21 protein-coding genes and 1 other RNA gene are annotated in these 21,104 nt (G+C 61.6%); 11 read left to right on the top strand and 11 right to left on the bottom strand.

Annotation, left to right across the window (positions count from 1 at the left end; all coding sequences use genetic code 11):
* Window positions 1–34 precede the first annotated feature (34 nt).
* Window positions 35–856, bottom strand: a complete 822-nt coding sequence (locus GO014_RS06940) for a sugar phosphate isomerase/epimerase family protein (RefSeq protein WP_157289614.1) — start codon at window positions 854–856, stop codon at window positions 35–37.
* Between the two features lie 147 nt (window positions 857–1,003).
* Here GO014_RS06940 and ettA point away from each other — a divergent pair, with 147 nt between their 5' ends.
* The 5 genes from ettA to GO014_RS06915 all read left to right on the top strand — a co-directional run bounded on the left by ettA (window position 1,004) and on the right by GO014_RS06915 (window position 5,927).
* Complete coding sequence (ettA, locus tag GO014_RS06935) at window positions 1,004–2,659, top strand: energy-dependent translational throttle protein EttA (protein ID WP_157289613.1); 1,656 nt, start codon at window positions 1,004–1,006, stop codon at window positions 2,657–2,659.
* A gap of 162 nt (window positions 2,660–2,821) precedes the next feature.
* Window positions 2,822–4,264 (top strand): sensor histidine kinase, encoded by a 1,443-nt coding sequence (locus GO014_RS06930; RefSeq protein WP_179952930.1) that lies wholly within the window; start codon window positions 2,822–2,824, stop codon window positions 4,262–4,264.
* The gene (locus GO014_RS06925) at window positions 4,257–4,625 is read left to right on the top strand and encodes a response regulator (protein ID WP_246204397.1); all 369 of its coding nucleotides are present in this window, start codon (window positions 4,257–4,259) and stop codon (window positions 4,623–4,625) included. Before GO014_RS06930 ends, GO014_RS06925 begins: the two co-directional genes overlap by 8 nt.
* A 124-nt stretch (window positions 4,626–4,749) precedes the next feature.
* Window positions 4,750–5,088 carry a hypothetical protein gene (locus tag GO014_RS06920; RefSeq protein WP_157289611.1) on the top strand — a complete coding sequence of 113 codons (339 nt, stop codon included), beginning with the start codon at window positions 4,750–4,752 and terminating at the stop codon, window positions 5,086–5,088.
* Window positions 5,085–5,927, top strand: a complete 843-nt coding sequence (locus tag GO014_RS06915; RefSeq protein WP_157289610.1) for an alpha/beta fold hydrolase — start codon at window positions 5,085–5,087, stop codon at window positions 5,925–5,927. Before GO014_RS06920 ends, GO014_RS06915 begins: the two co-directional genes overlap by 4 nt.
* A gap of 158 nt (window positions 5,928–6,085) precedes the next feature.
* Here the strand turns inward: GO014_RS06915 and GO014_RS06910 are convergent, their stop codons facing one another.
* Entirely contained in the window at window positions 6,086–6,535 is a 450-nt protein-coding gene (locus tag GO014_RS06910) for a host attachment protein (protein WP_157289609.1), read from the bottom strand.
* Window positions 6,536–6,731: 196 nt separating this feature from the next.
* On the opposite strand from GO014_RS06910, the gene GO014_RS06905 reads away from it, so the two are divergent.
* Together GO014_RS06905 and rarD are read left to right on the top strand one after the other, a co-directional pair.
* Window positions 6,732–6,899, top strand: coding sequence for a hypothetical protein (locus tag GO014_RS06905; RefSeq protein ID WP_157289608.1), 168 nt, complete (start codon window positions 6,732–6,734; stop codon window positions 6,897–6,899).
* Complete coding sequence (rarD, locus tag GO014_RS06900) at window positions 6,893–7,669, top strand: EamA family transporter RarD (RefSeq protein ID WP_157289607.1); 777 nt, start codon at window positions 6,893–6,895, stop codon at window positions 7,667–7,669. Before GO014_RS06905 ends, rarD begins: the two co-directional genes overlap by 7 nt.
* On the opposite strand, the gene GO014_RS06895 is transcribed toward rarD, so the two are convergent.
* Complete coding sequence (locus GO014_RS06895; protein WP_157289606.1) at window positions 7,666–8,568, bottom strand: hydrogen peroxide-inducible genes activator; 903 nt, start codon at window positions 8,566–8,568, stop codon at window positions 7,666–7,668. The two genes, rarD and GO014_RS06895, sit on opposite strands and share 4 nt — an antisense overlap.
* Window positions 8,569–8,664: 96 nt before the next feature.
* Between GO014_RS06895 and katG the strand changes: the two genes are divergently transcribed.
* Window positions 8,665–10,851, top strand: a complete 2,187-nt coding sequence (katG, locus tag GO014_RS06890; RefSeq protein WP_157289605.1) for a catalase/peroxidase HPI — start codon at window positions 8,665–8,667, stop codon at window positions 10,849–10,851.
* A gap of 207 nt (window positions 10,852–11,058) precedes the next feature.
* Entirely contained in the window at window positions 11,059–12,183 is a 1,125-nt protein-coding gene (locus GO014_RS06885) for a DUF2336 domain-containing protein (protein WP_157289604.1), read from the top strand.
* Between the two features lie 115 nt (window positions 12,184–12,298).
* On the opposite strand, the gene GO014_RS06880 is transcribed toward GO014_RS06885, so the two are convergent.
* Window positions 12,299–13,279: a LysR family transcriptional regulator gene (locus GO014_RS06880; protein ID WP_210252412.1), complete on the bottom strand. Its 981-nt coding sequence runs from the start codon at window positions 13,277–13,279 to the stop codon at window positions 12,299–12,301.
* Between the two features lie 53 nt (window positions 13,280–13,332).
* On the opposite strand from GO014_RS06880, the gene GO014_RS06875 reads away from it, so the two are divergent.
* Complete coding sequence (locus tag GO014_RS06875) at window positions 13,333–13,905, top strand: carboxymuconolactone decarboxylase family protein (RefSeq protein WP_157289603.1); 573 nt, start codon at window positions 13,333–13,335, stop codon at window positions 13,903–13,905.
* A gap of 48 nt (window positions 13,906–13,953) precedes the next feature.
* Entirely contained in the window at window positions 13,954–14,718 is a 765-nt protein-coding gene (locus GO014_RS06870; protein WP_157289602.1) for an SDR family oxidoreductase, read from the top strand.
* A 523-nt stretch (window positions 14,719–15,241) separates the two neighbouring features.
* On the opposite strand, the gene GO014_RS06865 is transcribed toward GO014_RS06870, so the two are convergent.
* The 7 genes from GO014_RS06865 to metF form a co-directional block, all read right to left on the bottom strand.
* On the bottom strand, window positions 15,242–16,528 hold the full coding sequence (locus tag GO014_RS06865) for a saccharopine dehydrogenase family protein (RefSeq protein ID WP_157289601.1): 1,287 nt from the start codon (window positions 16,526–16,528) through the stop codon (window positions 15,242–15,244).
* 44 nt (window positions 16,529–16,572) lie between these two features.
* Window positions 16,573–17,673: a carboxynorspermidine decarboxylase gene (locus GO014_RS06860; RefSeq protein WP_157289600.1), complete on the bottom strand. Its 1,101-nt coding sequence runs from the start codon at window positions 17,671–17,673 to the stop codon at window positions 16,573–16,575.
* A gap of 145 nt (window positions 17,674–17,818) precedes the next feature.
* Window positions 17,819–17,965, bottom strand: coding sequence for a hypothetical protein (locus GO014_RS06855; RefSeq protein WP_157289599.1), 147 nt, complete (start codon window positions 17,963–17,965; stop codon window positions 17,819–17,821).
* 134 nt (window positions 17,966–18,099) lie between these two features.
* An RNA gene (gene rnpB, locus GO014_RS06850) (RNase P RNA component class A) lies at window positions 18,100–18,483 on the bottom strand.
* 32 nt (window positions 18,484–18,515) lie between these two features.
* Window positions 18,516–19,292 carry a J domain-containing protein gene (locus GO014_RS06845; RefSeq protein ID WP_246204394.1) on the bottom strand — a complete coding sequence of 259 codons (777 nt, stop codon included), beginning with the start codon at window positions 19,290–19,292 and terminating at the stop codon, window positions 18,516–18,518.
* Between the two features lie 60 nt (window positions 19,293–19,352).
* Window positions 19,353–20,081 (bottom strand): hypothetical protein, encoded by a 729-nt coding sequence (locus tag GO014_RS06840; protein WP_157289598.1) that lies wholly within the window; start codon window positions 20,079–20,081, stop codon window positions 19,353–19,355.
* 129 nt (window positions 20,082–20,210) lie between these two features.
* The gene (gene metF, locus GO014_RS06835) at window positions 20,211–21,104 is read right to left on the bottom strand and encodes a methylenetetrahydrofolate reductase [NAD(P)H] (protein ID WP_157289597.1); all 894 of its coding nucleotides are present in this window, start codon (window positions 21,102–21,104) and stop codon (window positions 20,211–20,213) included.

The raw sequence follows: 21,104 nt of genomic DNA, 5'->3' as shown, positions 1-21,104 counted from the left end.
CGTCGCGGTAAATTCGTTCCACCGGCCCTTGCCGTTAGCGCGCAAGTCCCTGCGCGATCAGCCAGTCGGCCCCGGCGCGCAACTGGCTGTTGTCGGCCAGTTCGAGCACCAGGTGCGGCGATTGGGGCAGCGTGGCTAGGGCCGCGAAAACCGCGTGCCAGTTGACCGTACCCATGCCGGGCCGCCAATGGCGGTCGGCATAGCCATCGGCATCCTGCATATGGATATGGGAAAGCCGGTCACCGGCTGCCGTCACGAAATAGTCAACCGGGGGCGCGCCGGTCGTGCCGTGGGCATAGTGCGCGTGGCCGGTGTCGATGGAGACGGCAACCGCGTCCGAGTTGAAACTATTGGCCAGGTGCAGCCGGTCCATCGGGTCCTTGTCCTCGATATTCTCGATAACCAGGGTAATGCCATGGTCTTCTGCTTGCTTGACCGCATCGCCCATGGTGGCATGGCCATATTCGATCATGCGCGTGCGGGCGCCGGAATCCTTGTCCAGATTGTTGTAGCTCCAGGTGGTGTAGGGGCTGTGGACGACCATCTGCGTAGCACCCAGAGCCACGGCGATGTCGAGCCCCTGGCGCAGGCGCAGCTTTACCGCCTCACGAATGACCGGGTCGGGCGTGGCAATGGAAAAGCCTATGAACGGTCCATGGATGCCCAGTCGCCCGGTGTGGCCATCGAGCAGGCTGCGGGCCCGATCGACCTGGACCCTCCAGTCGCCGTCCAGCCGGCTGGGAGAGATGAAGTCCTGGATTTCGACATCGCGCTGCCCCTCGATCAGCCAGGGCGCAAGCGTTTCCAGATCGTCGACGAGCAGGGCGGCGCCAATTGTTGGTAGCGGGCGGGTCATGGCAAGGCTCTTGGGCGGTATGAAGGCCGGCCCTGCTTAGTGGGCGCAGATGACGGCTGCGTGACCACTGGCCCCCCGTTGCTCCGCGTTGCCCTATGCCCTACATAGGCGCCAATCCCCGAACACCCTTCAAGAGGTTCATCGCCCATGGCACGCCAGTTCATCTATCACATGCACGGAATGAGTAAGGCCTATGCCGGCGGCAAGAAGGTGCTGGATAATATCCATCTCTCCTTCTACCCCGACGCCAAGATCGGCATTCTCGGCCCCAATGGCTCGGGCAAGTCGACCCTGCTCAAGATCATGGCTGGCATCGAAACTGAGTTTTCGGGCGAAGCTTGGGCTGCCGATGGCGCCAAGGTTGGCTATCTCCCCCAGGAGCCGCAGCTTGATCCGGCGCTCAACGTGCTGGGCAATGTGATGATGGGCGTCAAGGAAAAGAAGGACATCGTCGACCGCTACAACGAGTTGATGATGAACTATTCCGACGAGACCGCGGACGAGGCGACCCAGCTTCAGGACGTCATCGACGCACAGAATCTGTGGGATCTCGAATCCCAGGTCGAGGTGGCCATGGAGGCGCTTGGCTGCCCGCCGGGCGATGCCGACGTTACCAATCTCTCGGGCGGTGAAAAGCGCCGCGTGGCGCTTTGCGCACTGCTCCTGTCCAAGCCCGACCTGCTGCTGCTCGACGAACCGACCAACCATTTGGACGCCGAAACCACGGCATGGCTTGAACGGCACCTGCGCGAGTTCGAGGGCGCGGTGCTGATCATCACCCACGACCGCTACTTCCTCGACAATGTCACGGGCTGGATTCTCGAACTCGATCGCGGCCGCGGCGTGCCCTATGAAGGCAATTACACCGCCTATCTCGATGCCAAGGCGAAGCGCTTCGCGCAGGAAAAGAGCGAGGACGCCGCCCGCGCCAAGGTGCTCGAGCGCGAGCGCGAATGGATGGGCCAGTCCCCGCAGGCGCGCCAGTCCAAGTCCAAGGCGCGTATCAAGGCCTATGACGAGCTGGTCAAACTCAACGAGGCCCGCACCCAGTCCCAGACCGCACAGATCATCATTCCCCCCGGCGAGCGGCTCGGGCAGAATGTCATCACGGTCGAGAACCTTTCCAAATCTTTTGGTGACCGGCTGCTGATTGACGATCTCTCGTTCAAGCTGCCGCCTGGCGGCATTGTGGGCATTATCGGTCCCAATGGCGCGGGCAAGACCACCCTGTTCAAGATGCTGACTGGCCAGGAAAAGCCCGATAGCGGCACCGTTACCGTCGCTGAAAACGTGCATCTGGGCTATGTCGATCAGAGCCGCGATGCGCTCAATCCCAACAAGACGGTCTGGGAGGAAATCTCGGAGGGCGACGACATCCTGATGCTGGGCAAGCGCGAGATGAACTCACGCGCTTATACTTCTGCCTTCAACTTCAAGGGCGGTGACCAGCAGCAGAAGGTCGGCAATCTCTCGGGCGGGCAGCGCAATCGCGTGCACCTGGCCAAGATGCTCAAATCCGGTGCCAACGTGCTGCTGCTCGACGAACCGACCAACGATTTGGACACCGAAACTCTTGCGGCGCTCGAAGAAGCGCTCGAGGAATTCGCCGGTTGCGCCGTCATCATCAGCCACGATCGCATGTTCCTTGATCGCCTCGCCACCCACATGCTGGCCTTTGAAGGGGACAGCCATGTCGAATGGTTCGAGGGCAATTTCCAGGACTACGAAGCCGACAAGGTCCGTCGCCTCGGCGCCGATGCCGTCAATCCACGGCGTGCAACCTACAAGCCGCTGACGCGGTAATCACTAACAAGGGCGCGGCGAGAGCTGCGCCCCGTTTTCGTGCCATCATCCCATTGCCAGCGAGAAACTATTCTTCTCAATGGAACCAGTTGGATGCCACTGCGTTCAACTCGCTTGATCGGGATGACGATCCCGGCACGTATCTTGGGGGATTTCCGATCTATGGCTGAGCTGGATTTTGCGCGCATATTCGAGGCGCTGCCCAGTCCATTCATGATCCTGGATCAAAATCTTCGCTATGTCGCCGCCAATCCGGCCTATGAGGCGGTGGTGGGAACGCCATTTTCCAGGCTCAAGGACCAGAAGCTCTTCGACCTGTTTCCTAACGAAGACGAGGCGGGAGTTCGTCTGCGCCAATCCTTAGAACGCGTTCTGGCAACCGGCGAGCCGGACACTCTGGCCTATATTAATTATCCAATCACGGAAGCCGACGGCACGGTCACCAATCGCTATTGGACCGCCGTGCACGTGCCACTCACCGGCCCGGATGGCACGGTGCAGCATGTGATGCAGAACACGGTCGATGTCACCGAGCTGGTGCGGATGCGTGAGGCGGCAACGCTGCCCTATGGATCGATTTCGGCGGCCACACGCCTGATCGAGCGCACCCGCGAGACCGAGGCTTCGAGCGCCGAGTTCCGCCGGTTGTTTCAGCAGGCGCCTGCGTTTTTCGCCGTGCTCTCAGGTCCCAGCCACGTTTTCACCTTCACCTCCGATTCCTACTCCAAGCTGATCGGAGGGCGGGACGTCATCGGGCAAACCGTTGCACAGGCGCTCCCCGAAGTCGTCGAGCAGGGTTTCATTGAGATATTGGACAAGGTTTACGCCGACGGCCATGTGCATGCGGCCGAGGGGGCCCGCGTCATGCTGGGAAACGAGCCCCACCGGCCGGCCAAGGAAACCTTCCTCGATTTCTCCTACAATCCGATCCGCGACGGCGCGGGTAATATTACCGGCGTTTTCGTGCAGGGCATGGATCGCACCGAGGCAGTGCGGGCCGCCCGCCGGCAGCGTCTGCTGATCGATGAGTTGAACCACCGGGTGAAAAACACTCTGGCGACCGTGCAGTCCATTGCCAGCCAGACCCTACGCAGCACCAGCGATTTCGCCCAAGCGCGGCGGTCGCTTGAGGCACGGATCATGGCGCTCTCCAAGGCCCACACCATGCTGAGCGACCGCCATTGGCATGATGCCGAACTCGGGCACCTGGTGTGTCAGGAGCTGAGCGCTTTTGGCGATGAACAAGTCGATTACGGTGGCCCTGCGTTGGTGGTGAACGCCAAGACGACAGTGGCGCTGGCTTTGGTGCTGCACGAAATGGCGGCCAATGCGGCCCGGCACGGTGCCCTTTCGGTGCCAGAGGGCAATCTGGCTGTCAGCTGGCATCGGGACGGAGAGGGGCAGCTCGTGCTCGAATGGATAGAGCGAAACGGTCCAACGCCGGCCGAGACGGAGCGGCAGGGTTTCGGTTCGCGGCTCTTGCGCATGGTGGTGACGGGCGAATTGGGTGGCGGCCTGGATTTGAACTATGATCCGAACGGACTTCGGGCGCGGTTGTCGATCCCTGCGACAGCCTATGCTGAGCAGGAGGCGCGATTTGACTAGGGCCGGACGCCGCGTACTCGTCGTCGAGGACGAGACGCTGGTTCTGATCAATCTCGAGGATATTCTGGAGCAACTCGGCTGGAGCATCGCGGCGCAGGCCATGCGATTGCCCGACGCTGAGCGGCTGGCCAGCAGTGTCGAAGCCCTTGATGTTGCTATTCTGGACGTCAATATCGGCGGAGCCAAGGTGTTTCCTGCAGCGCAGATCCTGCGCGAGCGCGGGGTGCCGATCCTGTTTGCCACCGGCTATGGGCGCGACGGCCTACCGCCGGAATGGCAGGATCATGCAGTCATCGCCAAGCCCTATAGCCAGACTGACATTGAACAGGCGCTGGATCGTCTGCTCGGGGCAGACGTCTAACTTGCCGGCCGGCCTTTACCAATCCTCCATTGACATGTGAAAAGCGTTGGGTTTGTTGGGCTTTCTGCAATAGAGTGCCCTGAATGGAGCCATGCTCCTTGCAGATCGGTTCTTGGGGGACTGTATGAAGAATTTGGTGACGGGGGCGGTGCTGCTGGTCAGCCTTGCCCTCGCCGTTCCGGCACTTTCTGCGCCGGGGCAATGCTCAATCACGGGCCTGGATCCTTTTGATTGCGACGTGACTGTCGATGGTGGTGGCATTACCTTTGCCCTGCCGAGTGGAGAAACTTTCGTGTTTGCGCATGAAGCCGATGGCGAGGGCCTGGGCTATCTCATTGCCGCTGAACCACAACCGGGCCGCTACCCTAAGGAACTGGGCAGGTTTGCGCCTGTCGATGGCGAGCCAGGCTGTTGGCTGGGCGACAAGGACGGCACGAAATTCTGCGCGGCCCTGGAGCAATGAGCGCCGAGCCTTTCACTCTCGAGATCGGCGGCGCCACGCTGAGCGGTCTTGAACAGGGGGAGGGGCTTGCGGTCGTGTTCCTCCATGCCGGTGTCTGCGACAAGCGCATGTGGCTCGACCAGATGGAAGCGGTCGCTACCAGGGGTTGGCACGCCATTGCCTATGACCGGCGCGGCTATGGCGAAACCACCAGTGAAGACGAGCCGTTCAGCCATCTCGATGATCTCGAGGCCCTGCTCCAGGAAATGGATATCCATGCCGCCATTCTGGTGGGATGCTCCATGGGTGGCGGGCTGGCGGTCGATTTTGCACTCGCCTATCCCGGCCGTGTGATTGGGCTGGTGTTGATGGGCACATCGATCAACGGTGCACCCTGGAGCGTCACGGCGGAAGAAAGCGCCATTGAAATGGCCGAGGAAGATGCCTGGGAACGCGGCGACATTGATCTGCTCAATCGCGTGCAGGCCCATGAGTGGCTCGATGGGCCACGCAGCCAGAGTGGCCGTGTTGGCGGCGCTGTGCGTGAGCTGTTCCTCGATATGAATGCTGCCGTTCTCAGAAAGCCGGAATTGACCCAGGAAGAGCCTTCACCTGATGCCTGGAACCGGATCGAGTCCGTGGCGGCGCCCACCCTGCTGATTGTCGGGGATGAGGATTTTACCGCTCTGGTCGACCGGCACGAGACACTGTCCGAAACCATGCCCAACGCCATCGGGGTGGTCCTGGAAGGGGCGGCGCACATTCCCAGCATTGAAAAGCCGGGCCTGGTCAATTCGGTGTTGCTGCAATTTCTCGACGCCTTTTCGCGCGGGGAAAGCGACGACGAAACAGATGACTAGCGGCGCGACGCAAGAAGTCGCGCCGCTTGGCTCTGGTTCAGATTCAACAATCTCAGAGATTGATTCCCGGCCCTGACAATCTGCTTCAAGCTCTGTCGAGACTGATTCCGGAAATCGTGTTAAGCCTCTGAAATACCGTAGTAAGCTCTGCTCGCCGCCTAGACGGCGATGATGCCGTCCAGATGCTTGTCCAATTGTGGAGTGGGCACGTTGGTCAAATCCTTGTCGAGCTCGGCCAGCACGGTTTTCTTGACATGATCGGACAGCACTTTGCGCAGATTGCCCAGCGCAATTGGAGCGGCGGCGATGATCAACCGATCATAGGCGCCCGACATGGCCTTTTCTTCCATCACATGGGCCACGGAACGCACGAACTCGGCTTCCCGGTGGTCCGCCGGATCGGTCTTGGGTTCCATGGCGCTGCGGCCATGGCCAACCGAGGAATGACTGCGGCCGGGCCGGTCGGCATTGATGTCCTGGGTCTGAAGCGGCGGAATGGACCAGTCCAGGCCCTTGACGGTCGTGAGACCCTTGCCGGGGCCGGCGTGTTCAACCACGCGGGCCTGTGTTCCATCGGCGATCAGGATCCAGGTCACTGTCTTTTTCATCTGCTGCTCCTCGTATAGGGACGGGTCCGAAGCGCGCGAGCATAACGGCGCTTCTCAAGGCCAACGTCCGACACACACAAAGGTTGGGACTAAGCCATCACCTTTGCAAGGGTTGGCGATCACAAACTCTGATTGGCCATGATGCGTTCGGGTTGGTGCAGGAACGGGCACCCGCATCGTGGTGCGGAGTCCTGCCATGACCCTTCCAGAACAGGCGCCCGAGCTGGCGGCAGAGAGTGTCACGCAGCGGCAGGCCGATGCCACCGAGACGCGCAAAGGCGTTGTTGCCGCTCTGTCCGCCTATCTGCTTTGGGGCTTCCTGCCGATCCTGTTTCACCTGCTAGATCAGGCCGGCTCGTGCTGATCGTCGCCGAGCGGACCCTATGGTCGCTGGTCCTGCTGGCAATTGTTCTCGCCGCTACCGCGGGTTTCCCGGAAATCCGGTCCGTCCTGGTGGACTTCCGACGGATGCGGGTCATTGCCGTATCGGCGCTGCTGCTGGTGTGCAACTGGCTGCTCTATGTCTGGGCGGTGGAGACCGGGCAGGTGCTCGAGGCCAGCTTCGGCTATTTCATCAATCCACTGGTCAGCGTGGCCATCGGCATGGTGTTTCTGGGCGAGCGGCAAAACCGCATGCAGACCATCGCCATCGCCATCGTGGCCATCCTGATCCAGGCCGCCGGCATCGGGCGCGCGCCGCTGATTGCCCTGGGCCTAGCCTTCTCGTTCGGCTTTTATGGTTTCATCCGCAAGACCGCGCAGACCGGACCGGCGACGGGGCTGTTCGCTGAACCCCTCGTGGTTGCGCCACTCGCCATGGGCTATGTCATCTTCGACATCGTCCGCAATGGTGTGGGCGTTCACGCTGATCCCACCCTGATGCTGCTGTTGATCGCCACCGGACCAGCAACGGCCGTGCCTCTCCTGCTGTTTGCTTATGGCGTCCGGCGGCTGCGGCTGACCACCATTGGCATGTTCCAGTATCTGGCGCCCTCGATCCAGTTCCTCCTGGCGATCCTGATGTTCGGTGAGGAACTCAATACGCTGCGCCTGCTGAGCTTTGCGCTGATCTGGGTGTCGCTGATCGTGTTCTCCTGGGATAGCTACAGCCAGCGCCGGCGCATGGCCGCTTAGCCTGCCGCTTCGCCACGCATGCCGCGGATCACATCGGCGATCTGCTGAAAGGTGGCGGCGAAGGGCGTTGCCTCGCGCCAGACCAGCCGCAATTGGCGGCCCGCTGCCGGGTCGTTCAGCGGATGCACGGCGATGCGTGGGTCGCTGGCCTCCTTGCGCAGGGCAATCTGGGGCAGCAGGGTCACGCCCTGACCATTCGCGACGAATTCCACGATGGTCGATAGCGACGTCGCCGCAAAGGTCTTGGCACCGCGCTCGGTGTCCAGCCGGCAGGCCGAAATCGTCTGGTCACGAAAACAGTGGCCTTCATCAAGCAGCAAGATGCGTTCCGGGGGCAGGGCGGCCAGACTGACCGGAAGCTTCGTCGTTTCGCTGCTGGGCGTGGCCAGCACGAAATTGTCCTCGAACAGCGGTGTGTCCACGAGGCGCGGCCCGGCCCCGCCCGGTTCGGTGGCAATCAGCGCGATATCCAGGCTTCCATCGCGCAAACCATCAAGTAGCGCCTCGGTGCGGCTCTCGCTGATGGTGAATTTGAGGTCGGGCAGGTTGCTGGTCAAAGCCGGAAAGATTTCGGGCAACAGATAGGGTGCTACCGTCGGAATCAGTCCGAAACGCAGGGCACGGGCCGGCCTGCCGGTGCGGCCGATGGCGAAGGCTTCAAGCGCTTCCGCGCTTTTAAGGGTTTCGCGCGCCATGGTGACGAATTCCCGCCCAAACGGGGTGGGTCGTACCCCCGCCTTGAGCCGATCAAACAGGGGCGTGCCGCAAAGACTTTCAAGCGCCAGAATTTGCTGGGACAATGCCGGCTGGGTGACCGACGACGCTTCAGCGGCGCGGCCGAAGTGACCGGCCTCGGCTACGGCGACCGCATAGCGCATCTGTTTGAGGGTGATCGACATGATTAGTTTTTCCTATTGTATCAGGAAGAATTATCGATTGGCCTAATGGTTTTCACCCCCCTATAACGCGTCCATATCTATTCAGGAGGCCCCGCCATGACCGATCCCAATCCCAAACCCGAAGCCGGCAAGTGCCCGTTCCCGCACGGTGGTGCAGGGCGCGGCCCGAAGAATCGTGACTGGTGGCCCGAGGCGCTGGATGTGCAGGTGCTGCATACCAATTCGCCCCTGTCCGATCCGATGGGCCCGGATTTCGACTATGCCGAAGAATTCAAGAAGCTCGACCTCGACGCGGTCAAGGCAGACCTGCGTGCCCTGATGACCGACAGCCAGGACTGGTGGCCGGCTGATTTCGGGCACTATGGCGGCCTGTTCATCCGCATGGCCTGGCACAGCGCCGGCACCTATCGCATCACCGATGGCCGCGGTGGCGCCGGCATGGGTCAGCAGCGTTTCGCGCCGCTCAATTCCTGGCCGGACAATGCCAATCTGGACAAGGCCCGGCGCCTGATCTGGCCGATCAAGCAGAAATATGGCAACGCCATCTCCTGGGCCGACCTGATGATCCTGACCGGTAATGTCGCGCTCGAATCCATGGGCTTCAAGACCTTCGGTTTCGCCGGTGGCCGCGCCGACGTCTGGGAGCCCGAAGAGCTCTATTGGGGCCCGGAAGGCACTTGGCTGGGCGATAGCCGCTATTCGGGCGAACGTCAGCTCGAAGAGCCCCTGGCTGCCGTGCAGATGGGTCTGATCTACGTCAATCCCGAGGGCCCTAACGGCAATCCCGATCCGGTGCTGGCGGCGCGCGACATCCGCGAGACCTTTGCCCGCATGGCAATGAATGACGAAGAGACCGTGGCGCTGATCGCCGGTGGCCACACCTTCGGCAAGACCCATGGCGCTGGCGATCCGTCGCTGGTGGGTGCCGATCCAGAAGGCGCGGACCTCGAAGATCAGGGCCTGGGCTGGAAGTCCACGCACGGCACTGGCATTGGCGCTGACGCCATTACCGGCGGTCCGGAAGTCACCTGGACGCAGACCCCGGTGCAGTGGTCCAACTTCTTCTTCGAGAACCTGTTCGGCTATGAATGGGAGCTCACAGAGAGCCCGGCCGGTGCCAAGCAGTGGGTCGCAAAGACCGACGATGCCGTCATCCCCGATGCGTTCGATGCCTCAAAGAAGCATCGCCCGACCATGCTGACCACCGATCTGTCGCTGCGCTTCGATCCGGCCTACGAAAAGATCTCGCGTCGCTTCCTGGAAAATCCAGATCAGTTCGCCGACGCCTTTGCCCGCGCCTGGTTTAAACTGACCCACCGCGATATGGGCCCCAAGGCCCGCTATCTGGGCAAGGAAGTGCCGGCCGAAGACCTGATCTGGCAGGACGTCGTGCCGCCCGTCGATCATGCGCTGGTCGATGACGCCGACATCGCCGATCTCAAGGCCAAGGTGCTGGCTTCGAGCCTGTCGGTGTCCGAGCTGGTCTCGACCGCATGGGCCTCGGCCTCGACCTTCCGCAAGTCGGACAAGCGCGGCGGCGCCAATGGCGCGCGCATTCGCCTGTCCCCGCAGAAGGACTGGGAAGTCAATCAGCCGGCCCAGCTCGCCAAGGTCCTGGCCCAGCTCGAAGCCATCCAGGCCGAGTTCAACACGTCGGCTACCGGTGGCAAGAAGATTTCGCTGGCCGATCTGATCGTGCTGGCGGGCTGTGCCGCCATCGAGCGGGCCGCGCATGCCGGTGGCCAGGCCATCACCGTACCGTTCACTCCGGGTCGCATGGACGCTTCGGACGAACAGACCGATGCGGCCTCGTTTGCCGCACTCGAGCCGCGCGCCGATGCGTTCCGCAACTACTACAGCCAGCGCACCTTCATGCAGCCTGAAGAGGCCATGGTCGATCGCGCCCAGCTCCTGGGTCTGACCGGTCCGGAAATGACCGTGCTGCTCGGTGGCCTGCGCGTGCTCAAGACCGGGCTCAACGCACACGGTGTTCTCACCGATCGCCCGGAAACGCTGAGCAATGACTTCTTCCGCAACCTGCTGACCATGGACATTGTCTGGGCACCCAAGGCGGATGAAGAAGGTGTCTATGAGGGGCGGAACCGCAAGAGCGGCGAGCTGAAATGGACGGGCACGCGCGTCGACCTGATCTTCGGCTCGCACTCCCAGCTCCGCGCCTTCGCCGAAGTCTATGGTCAGGCCGACTCGGCGCCCAAGTTCACCCGGGATTTCGTCGCCGCCTGGACCAAGGTGATGAACGCGGATCGCTTCGACCTGCGCTAAACCCCTTCAGGGTCAATCCCGCCAGCCCCGGGGAGGTTTTCCCCGGGGCTTTTTTGTCTCGCGCATCTGCCAAAAAAGTCTGGCACACGAAAGGAAAGCGGCAATTGCATAGAATTTGAATCAAATCCGATCTCCCACCTTCAGCCCCCACAAGCATGTCGGCGTCAGTCTGACCCGAACCAAGCGGCAGAAGCCGGGAGATCGACCATGACAGAGCTCGATGAAAGCCACCGTGCGTTCGCGAATTTCCGCGTTCTCAACGGCGACAACAATCAGATGGAACGCGAGCAACTGTTCCGCACCACTGCGCAACTTTTCAGCTATGTTTCGGACCGTTGCGACGACGACCAGGTTGCCCAATATGACGAGGTGCTGTGCCAGCTCGCCGAGCTGGTAGAGGTCGAGGCGCGGGTACATGTGGCCAAGCTGCTAGCCCCGCTCGAGCGGGCGCCCGGCACGGTCATCGTCAAGCTGGCCAATGACGTCATCGAAGTGGCCCGGCCGCTGCTCGAGTTTTCCAATGTGCTCAGCGATGACGATCTTATCGACATCATTGCCAAACAGACCGAAGACCATCGGGTGGCCATTGCTGGCCGGTCCATGCTGACCGAGCGGGTCGGCGATGCGCTGGTGGACCATGGCAAGACCGCCTCTGTGGTGCGCCTGGTGCGCAATCCGAAGGCCGAGTTCGACCGTGCGACGCTGGAAAAGCTGGTCAAGCGCGCCACCGAGGACGCCGAGATCGCCTCCGATCTGCGTGGCCGCAGCGATATCGACTGGAAGTCGCTGCGCGGCGAAATCGACCAAGTCGCTGGCAAGGTGCTACAGACCCTTGGCAATATCGACCGCCAGGTCGATCCGGTCGCTGCCGGCAAGATCAATACCGTCGTTTACAACCGCATCCGCAACCGCGCTGGCTTCAACGCGCAGGAGTGGAAGGTGGCCTACAACCAGGTCAAGGGCCTGGCCGACCGCAAGCAGCTCGACGACCGTGCGCTGGCCCGCTTCGCCCGCTTCGGCTATGGCCACCACGCTGCCGCCGCCTTGGCGGTCATGCTGCAGGTGGCCCCGGAAATCGTCGTCAAATGGCTGGCCGGCCAGGACTATGTCGCTGTCATCGTGGCCCTGCGCGCCACCGGTATGGCGCCCGACCTCTTCGGGGCCATCGTGGCTACGCTCCCCTGGCGCGATCTGCCCAGCGACGCCGACAAGAAAATGGTTCTGTCCCGCTTCGATGCGCTCGACCGGGACGATGCCAAGCACATCTTCGAACTCTGGCGCGCCCATTCCTTCCGCAAACGCGCCATGGGCGAAGACCGCCAGACGGCGTAGGGCAGGGCGGCTCACATCTCCAGATTCATGACACCCTCGGGAGTTTTCCGGGGGTGTTTTACCTCGGTTTCCCACTGTTGAATGGGCGTCGGATCCTGAACCGGACGATGCAATTCTATGGCTTTGGCGTCTGTGGGGTCTCTCGATGTGCGCCCTGGCCCATTGAGCCGCGGAGAAACTCAATCATCGCCCGCACCTTCGCGGGGAGAAAACTGCGGCTGGGATAAATCAGCCAGGCGGCGGTATCGAAGGTTGTCGCGGTAACATCCCAGCCGGCGATACATGTCTGCAGTGCCCCCTTATCGACATCGTTTGAGATCAGCCAATCGGGGAGCAGCGCCGGCCCAAGGCCGGCCAGCGCGGCGTCCCGGATGGCGCCTGCTGGTGACAAAATCAGGTCGCCTTCGACATTCTGCTCAGTGACGGTCCCATCGGCGTCGCGGAAGGTCCATCTGGACCTGTAATCCCGGTATGGAAACAGGATGGCCCTGTGAAGCGCCAGGTCTTCGGGTCTTTCCAATGGGGCCGCTTGGCGCAGATAGCCCGGCGCCGCGACCACGCTGTAGCGCGTGTCCATGAGCTTGCTTACGACATAGTCGCCATTGATCGACGGTGCGAGACGAATGGCAAGGTCGACGCGTTCCGACACCAAGTCGATGGTACTATCGGAAAAAATCCCCTCGACCGACACAGCCGGATACGCTTCTCTGAATGCTGACAGGCGGGGCACGATGAATCTTTGGCCAAAGGTCGCAGACGCCGAGATACGCAGGGTGCCTCTTGGTTCGACCTGCATCGCCCTGCATTCGTCGACTGCCCGTTCCAGTTCCTCGCACAGCGGACCGATACGGGAAAGGTAGAGGGCCCCGGCCTCGGTCACCTCCATCCGCCGTGTCGTTCGCGCAAAGAGACGGAAGCCAAGTTCCTCCTCGATTGCCGCGATGATCCGCCCGATGGAAGAAGGATCCACGTCGCGTTGGCGGGCCGCTGCCGCGAAGCTGCCATGACGCGCAACGTCCTGAATCAGTGTCAAATCTGCGAAATTCATTCCTGCAGAATATGCAGGAATATGCGGATAGTCACGTCCTTTATCCATCCAAGGAACTGCAATACCCCTGTTCTCGATCAACGCGGCAACAGGAGACATCGATGCCAGACTTTATACTGCACACCCCGGAAACTGCTCCCGAAGGGTCCAGAGCCACGCTCGAAACCGTCACCGCAGCATGGGGCTTTACGCCCAAAATGCACGCCACCCTGGCGGAGAGTCCAAGTGCGCTGGTGGGCTATGAGACCCTTTGGGAGCAGCTTGCAAATTCGACGCTGAACGCTGTGGAACAACAGGTGGCCTATCAGGCCGTCAACGTGTTCCATCGCTGCGGCTACTGCACGATGGGCCACACCTTCCTGTCTCGGCAGGCCGGCATGGACGAGGCAACCATCACCCGACTGCGCGCTGGTGAGCCGCCGGAGGACCGCAGGCTGGCTGCACTCTGGACATTCACGCGCACTGTCGCAGCGGCGCGGGGAGAGGCGCGTGAGACCGTCCCGGTCTTTCTGGCTGCAGGCTTCACCAAGGCCAATGTTCTCGACGTGGTTGCCATCATCGCCACCAAGGTGATCGCCAATTACAGCGCAGCTCTTGCTGGTGTACCCAACGAAGACTTCATGTCGGATCCTGCCCTGGCGTGGACCGCACCAGTGGCAATCGCCGCCGAGTGACAGCCGGACCTGGGTGGTGACAGCCCGGTCCTCAAAGGGAGAAAGAGAATGGATTTCAAGGACAAGGTGGTCGTGATAACCGGAGCCAGTCGCGGCATTGGCGAAGCTGCTGCGATGCACTTTGCGTCACTGGGGGCACATGTCGTTCTGGCTGCCAGAAGCGCGGGCCGCATCGGAGAGATTGCACTAGCCCTCAGGGCGCAGGGCGCCTCCGCGCACGCTGTCGCCTGTGACGTGTCTGATCCTGGGCAGGTGATGGGTCTGATCTCGGAGGCCAAGGGTACATCGGGCAGGCTCGACCTGCTGGTCAACAATGCAGGGTTGATTGATCCAATAGCGCTGTTGGCCGACAGCGAACCGCAAGATTGGTCCAGGATCGTCGACGTCAATCTCAAGGGCGTCTATTACGGGCTGCGCTATGCAATTCCGTTGATGGTAGACCAAGGCGGTGGCACGATCATCAATATCTCTTCGGGGGCGGCGACCTCGGCTCTTGCGGGATGGAGCCACTACTGTGCGACGAAGGCGGCAGTCCTGTCTTTGACCGGTGTGGCGGACAAGGAGTATCGCGACAAGGGCCTGCGCGTCATCGGCCTCAGCCCGGGAACAGTTGCGACGCAGATGCAGGAGCAGATCCGTGCCTCAGGCATCAATCCGGTCAGTCAGCTCGACTGGTCCGCACACATTCCCGCCGCATGGGTCGCAAAAGCGATTGCCTGGCTGACAACGGCGGAAGCGGACCCGTATCTCGGTTTGGACTTCTCGTTGAAAACCAATGTGGGGCGTCGGGCGGTTGGCTTGCCGCCAATCTAGACCGGATTGCAGGGAGCTGCACATATTGAGGGAGGCGGTTGCTGGAGCAAAAGCGACGGTGGAATAGGTCAGGCGGATTGTTATCCCCGCGCCCAAAACCTCCCTAATGATCCCTTCATCTCTCCCGCGATGGGCGGACTGCAGCGAACAGTTGCGGGAGGAGCCGGTGAGACTGGGTTCGCTCCAGGGCTCGCCTGCCAGTCGGGTCACCTTGCGACGAGCGATCAATAGGGGCCACGACGGCAGGAGAAACCCGCTTCGATCTGTCCCGACAGGGCAAATCTCTCCGGCGGAGAGATTTGAAGTGAGAAGGCCATGAGCGCTACGCGCGAATGGCTGGGGCGGCGACGTCTCTATTACTTAGTTTTACCGAGACGCACGTGCCTCGGAACACGTTCACCACGCAGCCGGAAGCTGATGGCTGTCCGGGCCCTTGGCATGCCTCACGCATCGCGGAACGTTCTTTGAGTCCGTGCAGAAACGAAAACGGCCGGGGCAACGCCCCGACCGCTTGAACTTGAGCTTATGCCTGGCGCACCTTCGGCCGCGTCTGTCGGGTCTCGCCGAACTCGGCGGGATCGAATGCGCGATCACCCTTTTCGTCGCGGATGCGGGTCGGCAAGCCGATCCGGCCCAACAGGTCCAGGAACGGCACGGGAGGCAGTTCCTCAATATTGGCCATGCGGTGGCAATCCCATTCGCCCTTGGCGATCAGCATCGCCGCGGCAATTGCCGGAACTCCGGCAGTATAGGAAATCGCCTGACTGTTGGTTTCGGCAAAGGCGTCTTCGTGGTCCGAGATATTGTAGACCAGCAATTCGGTCTCGATCCCATCGCGCTCGCCCTTGATCAGGTCGCCGATAAAGGTCTTGCCGGAATAATCGGGCGCCAGCGACATCGGGTCGGGCAAGACGGCCTTGACCACCTTGAGCGGCACCACTTCAAGGCCCTCGGCGGTGGTGACCGGCTGCTCGGAGAGCAAGCCGAGCTTGTTCAGCACCGTGAACACATTGATGTAGTGCTCGCCAAAGCCCATCCAGAAGCGGATATCGGGCACGCCCAGATTGGCCGACAGCGAATGAATCTCGTCATGGCCGGTCAGATAGGTCGTGTGCTCGCCCACCACCGGCAGATCGTCGGTGCGCTTAACCTCGAACATCTTGTTCGCTGTCCACTGGCTCTGTTGCCAGCTCCACACCGTGCCGGTGAATTCCCGGAAATTGATCTCGGGGTCGAAATTGGTCGCAAAATAGCGGCCATGGCTGCCCGCATTGACATCGATGATGTCGATGCTGTCGATCCGGTCGAAATAGGCATTGGCAGCCAGCGCGGCATAGGCATTGACCACGCCGGGGTCGAACCCGGCGCCCAGAATGGCGGTCACGCCCTTGCGCTCGCAGTCCTCGCGGCGCTTCCACTCATAATTGCCGTACCAGGGCGGTGTCTCGCAGATCTTCTTGGGATCCTCGTGAATGGCCGTGTCGATATAGGCAACGCCCATGTCGATACAGGCGCTGAGCACGCTCATATTGAGGAAAGCCGATCCTGCATTGAGAACGATCTGGCTCTTGGTCTGCCGGATCAGGGCCTTGGTCGCTTCGACATCCATGGCGTCGAGCTGATGGGCGGCCAGAATACCCGGGCGCTTGAGCGCCTTTTTCTCGAGAATGCCGGCGACCAGCGCCTCGCATTTCGAAACCGTGCGGGAGGCAATGTGAATGTCTCCGAGCACATCATTGTGCATTGCTGCCTTATAGGCAGCGACTTGCGCGACACCTCCGGCGCCGATGATCAACAGGTTCTTTTTCAATTGGCACGAAACACCTTTTCGAGGGTTACGGGATCAGCCTGTCACTATGACAGGCTGGCGACATAGTCGGCATAATCGAAGCTTTGCACAACCTCAACTGCGCCGTTTTTTCTGCGGATGGCTATAGCGGGCATTGCCACGCCATTGAACCAGTTTTTCTTCACCATGGTATATCCCCCTGCGTTCAAAAGGGAAATACGGTCGCCGACCGCCAGTGGATCGGGAAAATCGAAGGTGCCGAAAACATCGCCGGCAAGGCAGGACTTCCCGGCAATTTGATAGCGATGCGGGCCCTTGTTGGGCGCCACGGCCCCACTCTCGCGATAAACAAGCAAGTCCAGCATATGGGCTTCCACTGCGCTGTCGACAATGGCCACCGACATTTCATTCTCGATGATATCAAGCACGGACACTTCGAGCGTGGTGGTATCGGTCACCACCGTGTCGCCCGGCTCGAGATAGACCTGGACCCCGAATTTTTCGGCAAAGGCCTTCAGCCGGGCCGCCAGGCCATCAATATCGTAGCCGTCCTTGGTGAAGTGGATGCCGCCGCCCAGGCTCACCCATTCAAGGCGCAACAGCAGGTCGCCAATCTTGTCCTCGATCTGATCGAGCAGGGTAGAAAAGGCCTCGACCGAGTCGTTCTCGCAATTGCAGTGCAGCATGAAACCGGACACCCGATCCATGGCCGCTTCCACTTTCGCCCGATCGCTCTCGCCGAGCCGGCTGAACTTGCGGGCCGGATCGGCCAGGTCGAAATGGGAATGGCTGACGCCGGGATTGACGCGCAAGCCGACCGGCAGATGTGCGGCTCTTTCACCGAAGCGGTCGACCTGGTTTACCGAGTTGAAGATGATCTTGTCGGCATTGGCGATGGCTTCATCAATTTCTCCATCCGACCAGGCGACAGAATAGGCATGCGTTTCCCCGCCGAACTTTTCCCGGCCCAGCTTCAACTCGTTGAGCGAAGACGAGGTCGTGCCATCCATATGCGGCGCGATCTGCGGAAAGGTCGACCAGGTCGCAAAGCATTTGAGTGCCAAAAGGCACTTCGCGCCCGATGCGGCACGCAGCGTATCGACGCGCTCAAGGTTCCGGGCCAGCGCGGTTTCGTCGATCAGATAATAGGGGGTGGCCAAAGGCATCGCGCTGACGTCAAGCTCCATGGGCGGAAAGGCGCACGATGTAGCGGCCCCGCCCGTCATGATCAAGTGGTCAAAAAAGCACTATCCCCGAAGCATGGCCTCGGGGACATGGCGTGATTGCTATTGCACGCGCAGACGTGGGCAATCAGTCGTCGGAAGTATCGGTCAGCGACTTCACGACGCACATCGATTTGTCAGAGAAGGGGCAGGTATCGCCGGTCCAGGCAAAGGCCGGGGCTGCAACGCCAGCAATGATGGTCAGGGCGATAAAGGCAGAGAGGATCTTGTTCATTGTGGGGCTCCTTGTTGTCGAGAACAGGAGATAACTTGTCATCACCCAGATTGCGGCAACATTGCCGCGAGCTATCCGTTGCTTGCCGCTGCGTTAAACTACGGTCATGAAACGGAAAGTCGCGCTAGGGAGGCAACGCCAGTTGACCTGTAAGCCGGGTTCTGTAGGGCCGCGTTGCCGCGACGTGGTGACCATTCATCTGAGGCGGCTGTTGCCAGCGCGCTCGTGCAACCAACCCGGACGACATGGCCTCGAAACAGGCTGGGCCGAAGCCCGCGTCATCCCTATTTGGTCTTGCTCCCGGTGGGGTTTGCCGTGCGGTCCCTGTCGCCAGGCACCCGGTGCGCTCTTACCGCACCCTTTCATCCTTACCCCGGCATGCTGGGGCGGTTTGCTTTCTGTGGCACTTTCCCTGGGGTCGCCCCCGGCGGCTTTTGGCCGTCACCGTGTTTCGATGGAGCCCGGACTTTCCTCCAGCGGACAGTTACCCATCCGCCAGCGGTCACCCGGTCAACTGGCGCCGCCTATGTGCGGGAGTGGCGCCTCGCCGTCAAGCCAGCAGCGGCTGCGGCTTGGGCCGCGTGATCGCCTGATAGGCCAGGTTGATTGCCGACATGCGCGCGGTGGCGACATCGATCAGCTCCTCGGGCACGCCCTTGGCGATCAGCCGGTCGGGGTGATGCTCGGCCACCAACAGCCGATAGACCCGGCGCACCTCCTCGGGCGGGGCGTCGTGGCTGAGGCCGAGGACGGTGTAGGGATCAACGCCTTCTTCAAGCATCACATGCTGAGCGGCAATCTGTTCGAACCGTGCGTCGTCGAAACCAAAAATTCCGCTGACTTCGCGCAGATAGTCGAGCTCTGCCTCATGCACCAGACCGTCGGCGGTCGCGATGAAGAACAGGCTGTCGAGCACATGCTCAAGCGTGTCGGGGGTATCGGCAAAGAACCGCGCGACCTTGCGGGCATAGGCGTCGTAGCCGGCCACATCCTGCTTGGCGAGGTTGAACAGCTTTTCCACCTGCTGCTCATTGCCCTTGGTGACTTCCACAGTCGCGTTGAATGCGCGGACTTCCGAGGCCGTGACGGCGCCATCAGCCACGGCCATCTTGGCGGAGAGGGCAATCAGGGCCAGTGTGAAGGCGGCATCGCTGCCTCCTGGGAGCCAGGTATCGGGGTCCAGAATATTGGCGACATGGCCGGCCACGCCGGTGCGCTGGGAAAAAGATCCCAGGAAGGCAGCGAATTTCTGCCAGACATCACGATTGTCTTCGGCCTTGCGGACGCAACACAGCATTTTCGGGGCTTCCCTTTCCCGCTGGGCCATCAGAATTACCCCGTCTTGCCGGTTTGGTCCATGGCCGTGGCGGCATGGTGGGTCTGCGGGTCACTCAAAGGCATAGTCGTCATAGCTATAGGCCCGCGGGAAACTGTTGACCCTGGCGCTGGAATTCGGGCCCTCGTCCAGGAAAAAGCCGTCCGGATCGTATTCGGACGGGACCGGGGCCGCTCGGGCCTGCTGGCGGGCGAGAAACTCCGAGAGCGGACCGCTCTCCCAATTTTCCAGGTCCTCGGCCGTCACCAAGAAGTCTGGCTGGTCGATCACCAGCGGGGGCTGCGTGATGACCGCGCTGCGGGGAACGGGTGCGGGGCGCTGGGAAACCGGGGTCGGGAAGGTCACCACCTTGGTGGGTAAAGTTGCCACAGGCTCCGGTTCGGGCGTGGGCGCAGGCTTGGTCACCTCTTCCTCGGCTGGCGCGAGGGCTGCGGTCTGGGTGTGCTCGGATTGAGTGCGCGCGGTCGGGCTGCCGTCGCTGATATAGCTGGGCAACTTTTTTCCCGATTGAAGGAAGCTGTCCACGGCATCGCTTTTGGCGACCGGCGGGTTGATGGTGGTTGTGGCGGTTTCAATGGGGTCGGGTTCGGCCGCCAGGGCAGGCTCGGGGGCCTGTACTGGGGGCGTGGGCGCAGGCGCGCTCTGCTTCTCGACCACGGCGATCTGCGGGGTATCCGTGGGGCCGAACTGGCGCAATGCGGCGTCGGCCGCGGGGATGGCAACAACGAGCACGGCGCCGGCCCAGGCCAGGCCATTGGTGATACGGCGATCAATCTGCATCGAAAAGGTCTTCCAACAAGCTCCGCCCGAGCGCGGGGACATCGCCCTTTTTCATGGCCATAATATGAAAAGCCATTTTGCCACGAGCCTGAACCCTGTCGCCTGAACGCAGGCTGAACGCCGCCGTCGCTAGGTCCGCCGCCCCAAAAGCCGCGCCAGGGCGAGGACCAGGTTGGAGCGGTTGAGGGTATAGAAGTGGAACTCGGTGACACCCTCATCGAGCAACTCGGTGACCTGCTCGGCGGCGACGGCCGCGGCCACCAGGGCGTGGGTTTCCGGATCCTCCTCAAGGCCCTCGAAGCGCTCGGCCAGCCAATCGGGGATGGATGCGCCGCAGCGGGCGGCAAAGCCGGAAATCTGCTTGAAGGAGTGGATGGGCTGAATGCCCGGCACGATGGGGGCGGTGATGCCGGCTTTGCGGGCGCGGTCGAGATAGCGCAGAAAATCGGTGTTGGAAAAGAACATCTGGGTGATGGCGCGGTCGGCACCGGCATCGATCTTGCGCTTGAGATTGTCGATATCGGCATCCCAATCGGCGCTTTGCGGGTGCTTTTCGGGATAGGCGGCGACCGAAATGTCGAAATTGCCCAGGCGGCGAATACCGGCGACCAGATCGGCCGCGTTCTGATAGCCATCGGGATGTGGCGTGAAGGGCTGGCCGACGCCTTCTGGCGGATCGCCGCGCAGGGCCACGATCTTGTTGACGCCAGCCTCGGCATAGCCGCGCACCACTTCATTGACCTCATCGCGGGTGGCGCCGACGCAGGTCAGATGCGCTGCGGCGGGCACGCCGGTATCGGTGGTGATGCGGCGCACCATGCGCAGGGTGCGTTCGCGGGTCGAGCCACCGGCGCCATAGGTCACCGAGACAAAACGGGGGCTGAGCGGGGCGAGCTTACCGATGCTGTCCCAGAAACGCTGTTCCATGGCGTCGGTCTTGGGCGGGAAGAACTCAAAGGATAGCTGCAGGTCCGGGCGCTGGTCAGCGGTCTTGCGGCTGGCGCGCAGATTGTCGTCGATCAT

Source organism: Devosia marina (assembly GCF_009758415.1).
Lineage (GTDB): Bacteria > Pseudomonadota > Alphaproteobacteria > Rhizobiales > Devosiaceae > Devosia > Devosia marina.
This window is presented reverse-complemented; position numbering and strand designations above follow the sequence as displayed.